The sequence below is a fragment of the Geodermatophilus sp. URMC 64 genome, from assembly GCF_053502555.1.
In genome coordinates this window covers 2,239,640-2,253,415 of record NZ_CP199955.1, presented here as the reverse complement: position 1 = coordinate 2,253,415, position 13,776 = coordinate 2,239,640, and the positions used below count along the sequence as shown (strand labels likewise).

Genomic DNA, 13,776 nt, shown 5'->3' with positions numbered 1-13,776 from the left:
TCGAAGGTCAGCGGCCGCGGAAGACCGGGGCGCGCTTCTCGAGGAAGGCCCGGCCGGCCTCGGCGGTGTCCTCGGTGGCGAAGTTGATCTGCTGGGACCGGGCCTCGTCCTCCAGCGCGCGCTCGAGGGTGGCCTCGAAGGAGTCGTGGAGCATCCGCTTGGACAGCCGCATCGCGATCGGCGGTCCGGCGGAGAGCCGCCCGGCCAGCCCGCCGACCGCCGCGTCGAGCTCCTCGGGGGCCACGACCTCGCGGACCAGGCCCCACTCGCGCGCCTGCTCGGCGCCGATGATGTCGCCGAGCAGCACCAGCTCCTTGGCCCGGTGCAGCCCGACCAGCCGGGGCAGGATCCACGAGCCGCCGAAGTCGGCCGACAGGCCGCGCTTGACGAAGATCTCCGAGAACCGCGCCCGGCTCGACGCGACCACGAAGTCGCACGCCAGGGCGAGGTTCATGCCGGCACCGACGGCGACGCCGTCCACCCGGGCGATGGTCGGGATCGGCAGCCGGTGCAGGGCGAGGCAGGCCTCGCTGACCTCGGTCATGTCGACCAGCGGCGGGCGCCGCTCGTCGCGCGACCCGCTGAGGTCGGCCCCGGCGCAGAAGTCGCTCTCCGCGCCGGTCACCACCAGGACGCGGGCGTCGCTCGCGGCCACCTCGCGCAGCGCCGCGCGCAGTGCCCGCCAGGCCGCCCGGGTCATCGCGTTCTTCCGCCGCGGGTTGGCCAGCGTGATCGTGGCGACGTCGCCGTCCCGCTCGAGCAGCACGGGAGGCGCGGCCTCCGTGAGCACCTCGGCGGGCACCGCGCCGTCGGACACAGCGGTCATCGGGAGGTCTCCGGTTCCTCGTGCAGGCCGGCCCTCACAGGTCCGACGCCAATTTCTTGACCTGCTCGACGGTCCGTACCCGGTCCGCGTGCGTGCCCTGCGGGAAGGTGAGCATCAGCGTGGTCACGCCGGCCTCCTTGAAGGCGGCGAGCCGCTCGGCGACCCAGCCCTCCGGCCCGACCAGGGACGTCGCGTCGACCATCTCCTGGGGGACAGCGGCAGCGGCCTCGTCCTTGCGGCCGGCGAGGTAGAGGTCCTGCACGGTCGCCGCGGCCTCGGGGAAGCCGTAGCGGACCGTGAGCTCGTTGTAGAAGTTCTTGCCCCGGGCGCCCATGCCGCCGATGTAGAGGGCCAGGGAGTCCCGGCCCTGCTCGCGCAGGGGCTCGAGCCCGTCGCCGACGGCGCACGCGGCGCCGACGACGACGTCCAGCTCGCCGAGCTCGGGATCGCGCTTGGCCCTGCCGGCGTCGAGGGAGGCGCCCCAGGTCTCGGCGGCCTTCTCCGGGTAGAAGAAGATCGGCTGCCAGCCCTCGGCGATCTCGGCGGTCAGCTCGACGTTCTTCGGCCCGATCGCGGCGATGGTGATCGGGATGCGCTCGCGCACCGGGGTGTTGATGAGCTTGAGCGGCTTGCCGAGGCCGGTGCCCTGCTCCGGGGGCAGGGGCAGCGTGTAGTACGTGCCGGAGTAGACGACCTTCTCCCGGCGCCAGACCATGCGGCAGATCTCGACGATCTCGCGCAGCCGGCCCAGCGGCGCGTCGTACTTCACGCCGTGGAAGCCCTCGACGACCTGCGGGCCGGAGGCGCCGAGACCCAGGGTGAACCGGCCGCCGGAGACGAAGTCCAGCCCGGCCGCGGTCATCGCGGTGAGCGTCGGCGTCCGGGTGAAGGCCTGCATGATCGCCGAGGTGAGCTCGAGCCGGTCGGTGATCGCGGCCAGGTAGCCCAGCTGGCTGACCGCGTCGAAGCTGTAGGCCTCGGCGACCGCGACGACGTCCAGGCCGGCCTTCTCCAGGTCGGCGAGCTCGGCGGCGGCCTCCCTGAAGCCGCCGGCGTACTGCAGCTGCGTTCCGATGCGCATCGGGGATCCCCTCAGTTGGCGCCGACGGGCTGGGCGTCCGCGGCGGGCAGGTCCCACGTGCGCAGCTCGCGCTTGAGGATCTTGCCGCTGGCGTTGGTGGGCATGGCGTCGAGCAGGACGAACTCGCGCGGCACCTTGTACCGCGCCAGCCGCCCGTTGCAGTGGGTGGTGAGCTCGTCGGCCGTCACGCTCTGCCCGGTGCGCAGGGTGACGAAGGCGCGCACCGCCTCGCCCCAGTGCTCGTCCGGGACGCCGACCACGGCGGCCTGCTGCACCGCGGGGTGCTCGGCCAGCACCGACTCGATCTCGAACGGGTAGATGTTCTCGCCGCCGCGGATGATCATGTCCTTGTTCCGGCCGTGCAGGTACAGGTAGCCCTCCTCGTCCAGGTAACCCATGTCGCCGGCCCGGAACCAGCCGTCGCGAAACGCGCGGGCGGTGTCCTCGGGCATGTCGAGGTAGCCGTCCATGACCATGTCGCTGCGGGTGGCGACCTCGCCGATCGCCCCCGGCGGCAGGTCATTCATGTCCTCGTCGACGATCCGCATGGCCACGCCGAAGGAGGGGCGGCCCGCGGAGCGGAGCAGGTCCTCGCGGCCGGCCAGCGCCCGGCGGTGGTCGGCCGGGGTGAGCACCGACTGCAGGCCCGCCTCGGTGCCGGCGCCGAACGCCTGCAGGAAGTCGCACCGGAAGGTGGCCATCGCCCGGCGCAGCAGGGTCGGTGAGATCGGCGCGGCGCCGTAGGTGATCAGCTGCAGCCGGTCGTAGTCGTACCGGTCCACCCCCTCCAGCTGGAGGATGCTGCTGATCATCGTCGGCACGAGGAAGACGGCGGAGACACGGTCCTCGGCCATGAAGCGGTGCACCGTGGCGGCGTCGAACTGCGGCAGCAGCAGCGACGTGAAGCCGCGCGCGATGCCGGCCAGCAGGCCCGAGACCCCGGAGACGTGGAAGGTCGGCGCCGCGCAGTAGCGGACGTCGACCTCGCGCATGAGGTACTCGTTCTGGCAGATCTGGATCATGTTCTTGTGCATCCGCTGGGACTGCACGACGCCCTTGGGCAGGCCGGTGGTGCCGGAGGTGAAGGCCAGGGCGAAGGTGTCCCTGTCGGTGCAGACGACCGGGGGCTCGACGTCGGCACCGGTCGCCAGCAGCCGTTCGAACTCGTCGTCCAGGGCCACGTGCAGCCGCAGGCTCGGGTGCGCCTCGCGCACCCCGTCGAGCAGGCCGGCGTAACGGGGGTCGGAGAACAGCGCGACCGGCGCGGACCGCGCCAGCAGGACGTCGACCTCCGGCCGGGTGAGCCGGTAGTTCAGCGGCACGAAGACCGCGCCGGTCTTGGCGCAGGCCAGCACGACCTCCATGTACCGGTGGGAGTCGAGGGCGAGGACGGCGATCCGGTCGCCGTGCCCGACCCCGGCCTCGCGCAGCGCCGACACCAGCCGGTTCACCCGGCTGTTGGTCTCGGCGAAGCTCTGCTCCCCGCCGTCGGGGAAGAGGAACGCCGGCTTGTCGGGGTGCCGGCGCGCCGAGAGCGGCAGCAGCTCGCCCAGGCTGATGCTCAGCTGGTCGGCGACCGAACGGCGGGACGGGGTCATCCGGTTGCTCCTTCGCAGGCGGGTGGATCAGGACTCGAGGACGGCGGCCTGGTCGGCCCGCAGCCCCCACTCGAGCAGGACGGCGGGGTCGCCGGCGGACGGCGGCGTGGGCGGCCCGGCCGGCGGGGTGCGGCCGAATCGGGGCGCCGGGGCGGGCTGGCCGATCCCGGCCACCTCGGTGAAGGTGCCGCGCACGGCGTTGTGCGGGTGGGCGTGCGCCTCCGCCGGCGCGAGCACCGGGCTCACGCAGGCGTCGGTGCCGTCGAAGACCTTCGTCCACTCCTCGCGGCTGCGCCCGGCGAAGGCGCCGGCGATCGCCTCCTGGAGCTCGGGCCAGCGGGAGCGGTCGTTCTGGTCGGGCAGCTCGGCGGGGTCCAGCTCCAGCAGCCGGACGAGTTCGGCGTAGAACTGCGGCTCGATCGCGCCGACGGCCATGTACCCGCCGTCGGAGGTGCGGTAGGTCCGGTAGAACGGCGCGCCGCCGTCGAGCAGGTTGGCCCCGCGCTCCTCGGTCCAGAAGCCGCGGGCGGCCATGCCGTGCAGGTAGGTGGACAGCAGCGCGGCGCCGTCGACCATCGCGGCGTCCACCACCTGCCCGCGGCCGGAGGCGGCCCGCTCCACCAGCGCGGCGAGGACGCCGAAGGCCAGCAGCAGCCCGCCGCCGCCGAAGTCGCCCAGCAGGTTGGCCGGCGGCAGCGGCGCGCCGCCGCGCTCGCCGATCGGGTGCAGCGCGCCGGCCAGCGCGATGTAGTCGATGTCGTGCCCGGCGGCCTGGGCCAGCGGCCCGTCCTGGCCCCAGCCGGTCATCCGGCCGTAGACCAGCCGGGGGTTGCGCGCCAGGCACTCGTCCGGCCCCAGGCCGAGGCGCTCCATCACGCCGGGGCGGAAGCCCTCGACGAGCACGTCGGCCCGGTCGGCCAGCGCCAGGACGGCGTCGCGCTGGGCGGGGTCCTTGAGGTCGGCCGCGACCGCGTGCCGCCGGCCGCGCAGCAGCACCTCGCCGTCGGGGGCGGGCAGCCGGCCCGGCCGGTCGACGCGGACGACGTCGGCGCCCAGGTCGGCGAGCAGCATGCAGGCGAACGGCGCCGGGGCCAGGCCGGTGAACTCCAGCACCCGCACGCCGGCGAGGGGTCCGCTGCCCATCCGCCCTCCCCCTCTCGGCGGCCGCGGCCGCCCGCCTCCGACGCAGTCGGATATGACGTCAATATCACCTTGTTCTTACGGGGCGCCGTGACCGGTGTCAACGACGACTTCGCGGTCCGCCAAGATTCAGGGGACCCACCGGAGTGGTTGACGTCACACCCCGGCGGACACTAGAAAAATGTGACCGTGACGTCAACATTCGACCCTGGAGGCGCCCCGTGCGACCGATGACCCGCGCCGGGACGTTCCTGAAGCTGTCCGCCGAGCGGTTCCCGGACCGGCCCTGCTTCGTGTTCGGCGACGGCTCCGAGCAGACGTTCGCCGAGACGAACAGCCGCGTCAACCGGCTCGCCGACGCGCTCACCGCCGCCGGCGTGGCCATGGGCGACCGGGTGGCCATCGTGGCCACCGACAGCGGCGGCTACGTCGAGGTGCTGCTCGCCTGCATGAAGCTGGGCGCGACCTACGTGCCGCTGAACAACCGGCTGCAGGAGGAGGAGCTGCTCACCCTGTTGCACCGCGCCGAGCCCAGGGCGCTGTTCGCCAGCGCCCGCTATCTCGACGTCTGCCGCCGGCTGGCGCCGCGCGTGGCGAGCATCGGCCTGCTCTCTGCTTTCGACGGCGAGGCGTCCGACGGTGAGCCCGCCGAGGGCGTCGTGCCCTTCGAGGAGCTGGTGGCCGCAGGCAGCGACGTGGAGCCCGACGTGCCGGTCGCCGACGACGACGTCCTCGGCCTGGCGTTCACCAGCGGCACGACCGGCCTGCCCAAGGGCGTGCTGCAGCCGCAGCGGATGGTCAAGTCGCTGGTCGTCAACATGTCGATCGACTACGAGATCGTCCCGGACGAGTTCCGCTACACGGCCTCGCCGATCTTCCACATCGCCGGCCAGGGCATGATCCTCATGCACGTCTGGCGCGGCTTCCCGACGCTGATCCTGCCGCAGTTCGAGCCGTCCGCCGTCCTGTCGTGGATGCAGAGCGGCCGGCTGACCGGCGCGTTCCTGGTGCCGACCATGGTGAGCACCCTGCTCGAGCACCCGGACGTGACCGCCGGCTCCTATGCGAACCTCCGGTCGATCATCTACGGCGGGGCGCCGATGTCGCCGGCCCTGCTCCGCCGCGCCCTGGACGTCTTCGGCTGCGACTTCATCAACGCCTTCGGCGCGGCCACCGAGGGCGGGCTGCAGTCGGTGCTCAGCTCCGCCGACCACCGGCGCGCGCTGGCCGGGGCCCCGCACCTGCTCGGCTCGATCGGCAAGCCGGCGTTCGGCGTGGAGCTGCGGATCGTCGACGAGGCCGGCCGCGACGTCCCGCGCGGCGAGGTCGGCGAGATCATCACCCGCTCGGACCCGGTGATGAACGGCTACCTGGAGATGCCCGAGGAGACCTCCCGGGCGATCCGCGACGGCTGGTTCTGGGGCGGCGACCTGGCCCGCATGGACGACGACGGCTACCTGTACCTGGCCGGCCGGAGCAAGGACATGATCATCCGCGGCGGGGAGAACATCTACCCCGTCGAGATCGAGACGGTGCTGGCCGACCACCCGTCGGTCGCGCAGGTGGCCGTCGTCGGCCGGGCCGACGAGCACTGGGGCGAGGTCGTGGTCGCGTTCGTGACCGGCGACCCGGGCGCGCCCGCGCCGGACCCGGAGGTCCTGCGCGAGCACTGCCGGGCGCACCTGGCCGCCTACAAGGTTCCGGCCGAGGTGGTCGTGGTCGACGCCATGCCGCTGAACGCGAGCGGCAAGATCCTCAAGCGCACGCTGCGCGAGCGGCTGTCCTCTCCCGCCGCCGCGCGCTAGAGACGGCCCGACGCCCGGCACCGACCCGTGGTCAGGTGCCGGGCGTCGGCGTCTGCGGGGAGCGCGCTCAGCGCGGCGACATGCGGATCGCGCCGTCGAGGCGGATCGTCTCGCCGTTGAGCATCGGGTTCTCCACGATGTGCTGCACGAGCGCGGCGTACTCGGCCGGCCGGCCCAGTCGCGCCGGATGCGGCACCTGCGCGCCGAGCGCGGTGCGCACCTCCTCGGGGGCGCTGCCGAGCAGCGGGGTGTCGAACAGGCCCGGCGCGATGGTGACCACCCGGATGAACAGCGAGGCCAGGTCGCGGGCGATCGGCAGGGTCATGCCGACGATGCCGCCCTTGGAGGCCGAGTAGGACGCCTGGCCGATCTGGCCGTCGAAGGCCGCGACGGAGGCGGTGTTGACGACGACGCCGCGCTCGCCGTCGACCGGCTCGGTCTTCGAGATCGCCTCGGCGCCGAGCCGGATGACGTTGAACGTGCCGATCAGGTTGACCTCGACGACCCGCCGGAAGTCGGCGAGCGGGAAGGCGCCCTTCTTGCTGACCGTGCGGATGGCGTTGCCGATGCCCGCGCAGTTGACCACCGCGCGCAGCGTCCCGAGCTCCCGCGCCGCGGCCACCGCCTCGGCGACCTGGTCCTCGTCGGTGACGTCGGCCGGGACGAACGCGACCTCCGGGCCCAGGCGCTCGGCGACCACCTTCCCCTGCGAGGACGGCAGGTCGACGATCACGGCGCTCGCGCCGGCCCCGACCAACCGCTCGACGGTGGCGAGCCCGAGGCCGGACGCCCCTCCGGTCACCAGTGCCGTGATGCCTGCGACGTCCACGTCGTTACCTCCAGATGTTGCGAGCAGATGCTCCTGTGACTACTCGACGTTGACGTCAACTGTCAATGCGGGCATGCTGCGGGAGAGCCGCCTCGCCGGCCCCCTGTCCCCCCGCACCGCCACCGTCGGCGGTCCCCCTGGAGGAACCATGCCCGAAGCATTTCTCGTCGACCTCGTGCGGACGCCGTCCGGCAAGGGCAAGCCCGGGGGCGCGCTCTCCGGCGTGCACCCCGTCGATCTGCTGGCCGGGGTCCTCACCGGCCTCGTCGAGCGCGCCGGCCTGGACCCGGCGGTCATCGACGACGTGATCACCGGCTGCGTCGGCCAGGTCGGCGAGCAGGCCGTGAACGTCGGCCGCAACGCCGTCCTCTCCGCCGGCTTCCCGATCTCCGTGCCGGCCACGACGATCGACCGGCAGTGCGGCTCGAGCCAGCAGGCGGCGCACTTCGCCGCGCAGGGCGTGCTCGCCGGCGTCTACGACGTGGCGATCGCCTGCGGCGTGGAGTCGATGAGCCGGATCCCGATGGGCACCTCGACCGCCGGCATGGACCCCTGGGGCCCGGGCGTCGCCGCCCGCTTCCCCGACGGGCTGGTCGGCCAGGGCATCTCCGCGGAGCTGATCGCGGCCCGCTGGAAGCTCGACCGGGAGTCCCTCGACGAGTACTCGGCGCGCTCGCACCAGCGGGCCGCGGCGACCGCCGCCGCCGGCGGCTTCGACAACGAGATCCTGCCGGTCGACGTCCCCGGTGCCGGCCGGCACACGACCGACGAGACCGTGCGCGCCGCGACCACCGCGGAGGGGCTGGCCGGCCTGCGGCCGTCGTTCCGCAACGACGCGATGAGCGAGCGGTTCCCCGAGATCGACTGGAGCATCACGCCCGGCAACTCCTCGCCGCTCACCGACGGCGCCTCCGCCGCGCTGATCGTCAGCGAGGCCGCCGTCAAGCGGTTCGGGCTGACCCCGCGCGCCCGGTTCCACTCCTTCTCCGTCGTCGGCGACGACCCGCTGCTCATGCTCACCGGCCCGATCCCGGCCACCAGGAAGGTGCTCGACAAGGCCGGGCTGTCCATCGACGACATCGACGCCTACGAGGTGAACGAGGCCTTCGCGCCCGTGCCGCTGGCCTGGGCCCAGGAGCTCAACGCCGACCCCGAGAAGCTCAACCCGCGCGGCGGGGCGATCGCCCTCGGGCACGCCCTCGGCGCCAGCGGCACCCGGCTGCTGACCACGCTGGTCAACCACCTGGAGCAGACCGGCGGCCGGTACGGCCTGCAGACGATGTGCGAGGGTGGCGGCCTGGCCAACGCGACGATCATCGAGCGTCTCTGACACACCCGACCGCGGCACGGCCGGCGGCCGGGCCCTCCCCCGAGAGGAAGTCAGCGTGGACTTCACCCTGCCGCCGGCCCTGACCGCGCTGCTCGAGGAGCTCGACGCCTTCATCGCGAAGGAGATCGAGCCCCTCGAGCAGCAGGACGACAACCAGCGCTTCTTCGACCACCGCCGCGAGTTCGCCCGCACCGACGTCGAGAACGGCGGGGTGCCCCGGCGCGAGTGGGAGGAGCTGCTGGCCGAGGTGCGCCGGCGGGCCGACGCGGCCGGCTTCTTCCGCTACAGCCTCCCCGAGGAGCTCGGCGGCCGGAACGGGTCGAACCTCGACATGGCGGTGATCCGCGAGCACTTCGCGCACCGCGGGCTGGGGCTGCACAACGACCTGCAGAACGAGCACAGCATCGTCGGCAACGTGGTCTTCCCCCACCTGCTGCACCTGTTCGGGACGCCGGAGCAGAAGGAGGAGCTGCTCGAGTCGTCGATCACCGGCGAGCGGGGCCTGGCCTTCGGCCTGACCGAGCCGGGCCACGGCAGCGACGCCACCTGGATGGAGACGACGGCGGTCCGCCGGGACGGCGACTGGGTGATCAACGGCACCAAGCGGTGGAACACCGGCGTGCACTCCGCCACCCACGACGTGGTCTTCGCGCGGACGTCGGGCGAGCCGGGGCACGCCCGCGGCATCACCGCGTTCATCGTGCCCACCGACTCCCCCGGCTTCGACGTGCCCTTCTTCTGGTGGACGTTCAACATGCCCAGCGACCACGGCGAGGTGACGCTCACCGACGTCCGCGTCCCGGACTCGGCGATCCTCGGCGCGGAGGGCGAGGGGCTGGCGGTCGCGCAGACCTTCCTGCACGAGAACCGGATCCGGCAGGCCGCCTCCGGCGTCGGCGCCGCGCAGTACTGCATCGACGAGTCGGTGCGCTACGCCCGGGAGCGGATCACCTTCGGCAAGCCGCTGGCCGAGCGGCAGGCGATCCAGTTCCCGCTGGTCGAGCTGGCCACCGAGGCCGAGCTGGTGCGCACGCTGATCCGCAAGACCGCGGTCGAGCTGGACGAGCTGACCGCCCGCGGCGAGCCGGCCGTCTCGATCGGCCACCTGGTGTCGATGTGCAACTACCGCGGCAACCGGCTGGTCTGCGACGCCGCCGACCGCGCCATGCAGGTGCACGGGGGCATGGGCTACAGCCGGCACCTGCCGTTCGAGCACATCTACCGCCACCACCGCCGCTACCGGATCACCGAGGGCGCCGAGGAGATCCAGATGCGGCGGGTGGCAGGGCAGCTGTTCGGCTTCCTGAGATGAAGGACGAGCTCGCCGCCCGGCTCACGCAGGTGCTGGGCGGGCGCGTCGAGGTCGACGGGCTGGCCCGGCTCTCCGGCGGAGCCAGCCGCGAGACGTGGGAGCTCACCGCCCGGACGGCCGACGGCGCCCGGGAGCTGATCCTGCGCGGCGGCGCGGGCACCGGCGGGGTGGACCTGGCGGTCGAGGGCGAGGCCATGACCGCCGCGGCCCGGGCCGGCGTGCCTGTTCCCGCCGTCGTCGACCGCGGCGAGCTGCTGGGCCGCCCCTACCTGCTCATGGAACGGGTGGACGGCGAGACGATCCCCCGGCGCATCCTCCGCGACCCGGCGCTGGCCCGGCCGGAGCTGGCACGGGAGCTGGGCGCGGTGCTCGCCCGGCTGCACGCCGTCCCGCTCACCGAGGTGCCGCGGGTCGAGCGGGCCGGCGAGCCGCTCGCGGCGCTCGCCGCCGCCTACCTGACCGGAGGCCGGGTACCCCCGCCCGGCCTCGCGCTGGGCCTGCGCTGGCTGGCCGACACCCGTCCGGAGCCGGCCGGCGAGACGCTGGTGCACGGCGACTTCCGCCTCGGCAACCTGATGATCGGCCCGGACGGACTGCGCGCGCTGCTCGACTGGGAGCTGGTGCACACCGGCGACCCGATCGAGGACCTCGGCTGGCTGTGCGCGAAGGTGTGGCGCTTCGGCTCCCCGCACCCGGCGGGCGGCGTCGGCACCCGCGACGAGCTGCTGGACGGGTACGCCGCCGTCGCCGGCTGGCGGCCGGCCGCGGACCAGCTGCACTGGTGGGAGGTGTACGCGACGGTCCGCTGGGGCCTGATGTGCGGCGTCATGGCCGACCGGCACCTCTCCGGCACCGAGCCGTCGGTGGAGTTCGCCGCGATCGGCCGCCGGGCCGCCGAGCAGGAGTTCGACGTCCTGCTCGCCCTCGGCCTCGCCGAGCCGGACGCCGCGCCGCCCGCGGACCCGGCCGACGACTTCCCGACCGACCTCTTCGGCCGGCCGACGGCGACCGAGCTGGTGGACGCCGTCGCGCACTTCCTCGCCGCCGACGTGCAGCCCGGGACCACCGGGCGGGTCTCCTTCCACGCCCGGGTGGCCGGCAACGTGCTGGCCACCGTGCGCCGGGAGCTGCTGCTCGGGCCGACGGCGCGCACCCGGCACCGGGCCCGGCTGGACGGGCTCGGCTGCGCGGACGACGCCGCGCTGAGCCGGGCGATCGCCGACGGCAGCCTCGACGCGCGCTGGGACGAGGTGGTCGAGGCGGTGCGCGCCGACGTCCGCGACCGGCTGCTGGTCGCGAACCCGCGGCACCTCACCGCGCCGGCCTGACCGCCGTCAGTCGCCGGCGGCGTCCACGTCGTCGTGAGCCGAGATCACCTCGGGCAGCGGGAAGAGCTGGACGCCTCCGTCGCGCACTGCGTCCCGGAAGCCGTCGGCGTCGGGGTAGACCGTGCTGCGCCGCCGGTTGAGCGCGGTCAGGTGCTCCCGGATCGCCTTCTTCATGCGGCCGGGGATGACGAGGGCGCAGAAGGGCAGCCGCGTGGGCCGCCCCGCGCCGCGCTCGTCGGGTGCGAAGAGCTTCGCGAGCTTGTCGCGTCCCGGCGGCGCGGCGTACGGCAGCGGCAGGCCGTCGATGCCGGCCGGCGACGGTCCCAGCGGGACCGCGCCGGAGAGGAAGAGCCCCTCCTGCGCCTGCATGCGGGGGGTTGGCAGGGTGGGGCGCACGAGGAAGGGCGCGCCGGTCTTCGCCGACACCGCCAGCGCGTGCCGGAGCGACCACTCCGGCGCGGCGGGCAGGTCGGGGGTCTCGTGGGTCGGGAACTCGGTGACGTCGAACGCGAACAGGACACCGGCCTCGTCGCCCTGTTCGCACGCGAACCACAGCGCCGTCATCGGGTTGTCGGTGACGTCGACCAGCCGCGTCGGCACGCCGTGCTGGTGCAGGTGGACGAGCAGGGAGAGGTCGGAGGTCTGCGGCCCCGTTTCCCGCGTGAGCCCCCAGCGCCGGGCCTCCCGGAGGACGGCCAGCTCGTGCTGGCGCAGCTCGAGCTCGGTGGGCAGGGGCTCGGACTCGTCGATGATCAGGCTGCGCAGCAGCGACGACCGGATCCGGGCGGAGCGGTCGCTGCAGCCCCGCCAGACGTACCGGCGACCGGCGGCCAGCGAGACGATCCGCGTGATGGCGCGGAACGCCTGGTCCTGCGACGTGACGCCGAAGCCCCAGCCACTGGTGGTCCACCGCGGATCGGCCTGGTCCGCCACTGCTTGCTTCACCGCAGGTCGAGCACTCGACGGGGCGTGGGCGTCAGCCGTGGCCGGCGGCGCGGATCGCCGAGACGTCGAACTCGATCTGGATGCGGTCGCTGACCAGCACCCCGCCGGTGTCGAGGGCGGTGTTCCAGGTCAGCCCCCAGTCGCTGCGCTTGATCGCCAGCGCGCCCTCGAAGCCGACCCGCAGGTTGCCCCACGGGTCCAGGGCCGACCCGGTGAGCGCGAAGTCGACCGAGACCGGGCGGGTGACGTCCTTGATCGTGAGATCGCCGGTGACCCGGTACAGCTCGTCGTCGAGCTGCTCGACCGAGGTGGAGGCGAACAGGATCTCGGGGTAGCGCTCGACGTCGAGGAAGTCGGGCGAGCGCAGGTGCACGTCGCGGTCGGGCACCCCGGTGTCGATCGTCGCCGTCCGGATCCGCAGCGCGACCGCGCTGGCGGACGGGTCCGCCATGTTCAGGTGCGCCGCCCCCTCGAAGTCCGAGAACGAGCCGCGGACCGTCGTCACCATCGCGTGCCGCGCGCGGATCCCGATCCGGGTGTGCTGCACGTCGACGACGTAGTCCCCGGTGACGTCGGTGACCGCGCTGGTCGCCTCGTCGAACTCGGCCGACTCGCTGTCCGGTGCCCGGTGCCTGCCCAACCGATCCCCCTCCCCCAGGTCCGTCCCCCGCGGCCCCATCGTTCCCGATGGCGCGGGGGACGGCACGCGAGGGGCGGGTCAGCGGGGCTGGAGCACGAAGTCGTACCGCGCCTCGTACCAGGGCTGGTCGCACTTGCTGCCGTCGGGGGTCTCCCCTGGCTCGCGCTCCTCGTACCGGACGACGAGCTCCTCCTTGACCCCGAACACGACGTCGCTGTCGAGGTAGTCGGCCCCCTCCTGGAACAGGTGGGTGATCAGCGGCTCGTAGCCGGGCACGTTGAGCAGGAAGTGCACGTGCGCCGGGCGGAAGTGGCTGATGTCGGTCTTCGCCATGAGCTCGCCGACCGGGCCGTCCATCGGGATGGTGTAGCCCAGCGGCGCGACGGTGCGCACGCAGTACGAGCCGTCCTCGCGGGTCGTGTACTTCGCGCGCAGCCGCGCCTCGTCGGCGTCGGCGTGCTGCGACTCGTAGAGCCCCTCGTTGTCGGCCTGCCAGATGTCGAGCACCGCGTTCGGCACCGGGTTGCCGTCGAGGTCCTTGACCACGCCCAGGATGTAGAGCGGCGTGCCGGGCAGGCCCTGGGACATGTCGTCGCCGTAGCCGAGCTCCGGCGAGCCCTCGATGTGGAACGGCCCGAGCACGGTCGCCGGGGTGGCCCGCGGGTCCAGCCGGTGGTTCATCTGGACGACGAGCATCGACAGGCCGAGCACGTCGGAGGTGAGGATGAACTCCTCGCGCTTCTCGTTGCTGATCTGCCCGGTGCGGTTGAGCCACTGGATCGCGGCCATCCACTCGTCCTCGGTCAGCCGCACCTCGCGGGCGAAGGCGTGCAGGTGCCGCACGAGCGCGGTCATCAGCTCCGCCGTCCGCGGGTCGTGCGCGGTGGCCCAGCGCTCGACGGCCAGGTCGGTGATGTTGTCCTCGGTGACGAGCTGCATGGG

General features: G+C 73.4%; 12 protein-coding genes. 4 read left to right on the top strand and 8 right to left on the bottom strand.

The genetic code is table 11. The annotated features are described in order from the left end of the window. Positions 1 to 7: 7 nt before the first annotated feature. From ACWIYF_RS11060 to ACWIYF_RS11045, 4 genes are read right to left on the bottom strand one after another with little or no spacing between them, the layout of a single operon-like run. Entirely contained in the window at positions 8 to 826 is an 819-nt protein-coding gene (locus ACWIYF_RS11060) for an enoyl-CoA hydratase/isomerase family protein (protein WP_448628178.1), read from the bottom strand. Between the two features lie 34 nt (positions 827 to 860). Then, on the bottom strand, positions 861 to 1,907 hold the full coding sequence (locus tag ACWIYF_RS11055) for an LLM class F420-dependent oxidoreductase (RefSeq protein ID WP_448628177.1): 1,047 nt from the start codon (positions 1,905 to 1,907) through the stop codon (positions 861 to 863). Positions 1,908 to 1,918: 11 nt separating this feature from the next. After that, complete coding sequence (locus tag ACWIYF_RS11050) at positions 1,919 to 3,505, bottom strand: class I adenylate-forming enzyme family protein (RefSeq protein WP_448628176.1); 1,587 nt, start codon at positions 3,503 to 3,505, stop codon at positions 1,919 to 1,921. Positions 3,506 to 3,532: 27 nt separating this feature from the next. Beyond that, on the bottom strand, positions 3,533 to 4,648 hold the full coding sequence (locus tag ACWIYF_RS11045; RefSeq protein ID WP_448628175.1) for a CaiB/BaiF CoA transferase family protein: 1,116 nt from the start codon (positions 4,646 to 4,648) through the stop codon (positions 3,533 to 3,535). A 227-nt stretch (positions 4,649 to 4,875) separates the two neighbouring features. Here ACWIYF_RS11045 and ACWIYF_RS11040 point away from each other — a divergent pair, with 227 nt between their 5' ends. Continuing rightward, positions 4,876 to 6,450: a class I adenylate-forming enzyme family protein gene (locus ACWIYF_RS11040; protein ID WP_448628174.1), complete on the top strand. Its 1,575-nt coding sequence runs from the start codon at positions 4,876 to 4,878 to the stop codon at positions 6,448 to 6,450. Positions 6,451 to 6,517: 67 nt separating this feature from the next. Here the strand turns inward: ACWIYF_RS11040 and ACWIYF_RS11035 are convergent, their stop codons facing one another. Next, positions 6,518 to 7,279: a 3-hydroxyacyl-CoA dehydrogenase gene (locus ACWIYF_RS11035; RefSeq protein ID WP_448628173.1), complete on the bottom strand. Its 762-nt coding sequence runs from the start codon at positions 7,277 to 7,279 to the stop codon at positions 6,518 to 6,520. A gap of 148 nt (positions 7,280 to 7,427) precedes the next feature. Here ACWIYF_RS11035 and ACWIYF_RS11030 point away from each other — a divergent pair, with 148 nt between their 5' ends. Genes ACWIYF_RS11030 through ACWIYF_RS11020 form a run of 3 tightly spaced genes read left to right on the top strand, consistent with a single transcriptional unit; the run spans position 7,428 to position 11,249 of the window. Then, a complete protein-coding gene (locus ACWIYF_RS11030; RefSeq protein WP_448628172.1) occupies positions 7,428 to 8,609 on the top strand; it encodes a thiolase family protein in 1,182 nt (393 codons plus the stop codon). Between the two features lie 55 nt (positions 8,610 to 8,664). Then, positions 8,665 to 9,921, top strand: coding sequence for an acyl-CoA dehydrogenase family protein (locus ACWIYF_RS11025; RefSeq protein ID WP_448628171.1), 1,257 nt, complete (start codon positions 8,665 to 8,667; stop codon positions 9,919 to 9,921). Continuing rightward, entirely contained in the window at positions 9,918 to 11,249 is a 1,332-nt protein-coding gene (locus ACWIYF_RS11020) for a phosphotransferase family protein (RefSeq protein WP_448628170.1), read from the top strand. Before ACWIYF_RS11025 ends, ACWIYF_RS11020 begins: the two co-directional genes overlap by 4 nt. Before the next feature lie 6 nt (positions 11,250 to 11,255). Here the strand turns inward: ACWIYF_RS11020 and ACWIYF_RS11015 are convergent, their stop codons facing one another. The 3 genes from ACWIYF_RS11015 to ACWIYF_RS11005 all read right to left on the bottom strand — a co-directional run bounded on the left by ACWIYF_RS11015 (position 11,256) and on the right by ACWIYF_RS11005 (position 13,773). After that, a complete protein-coding gene (locus ACWIYF_RS11015) occupies positions 11,256 to 12,182 on the bottom strand; it encodes an FRG domain-containing protein (RefSeq protein ID WP_448628169.1) in 927 nt (308 codons plus the stop codon). A 43-nt stretch (positions 12,183 to 12,225) separates the two neighbouring features. Continuing rightward, the gene (locus ACWIYF_RS11010) at positions 12,226 to 12,834 is read right to left on the bottom strand and encodes a YceI family protein (RefSeq protein ID WP_448628168.1); all 609 of its coding nucleotides are present in this window, start codon (positions 12,832 to 12,834) and stop codon (positions 12,226 to 12,228) included. Between the two features lie 78 nt (positions 12,835 to 12,912). Next, complete coding sequence (locus ACWIYF_RS11005; RefSeq protein ID WP_448628167.1) at positions 12,913 to 13,773, bottom strand: dioxygenase family protein; 861 nt, start codon at positions 13,771 to 13,773, stop codon at positions 12,913 to 12,915. Between the last annotated feature and the right edge of the window lie 3 nt (positions 13,774 to 13,776).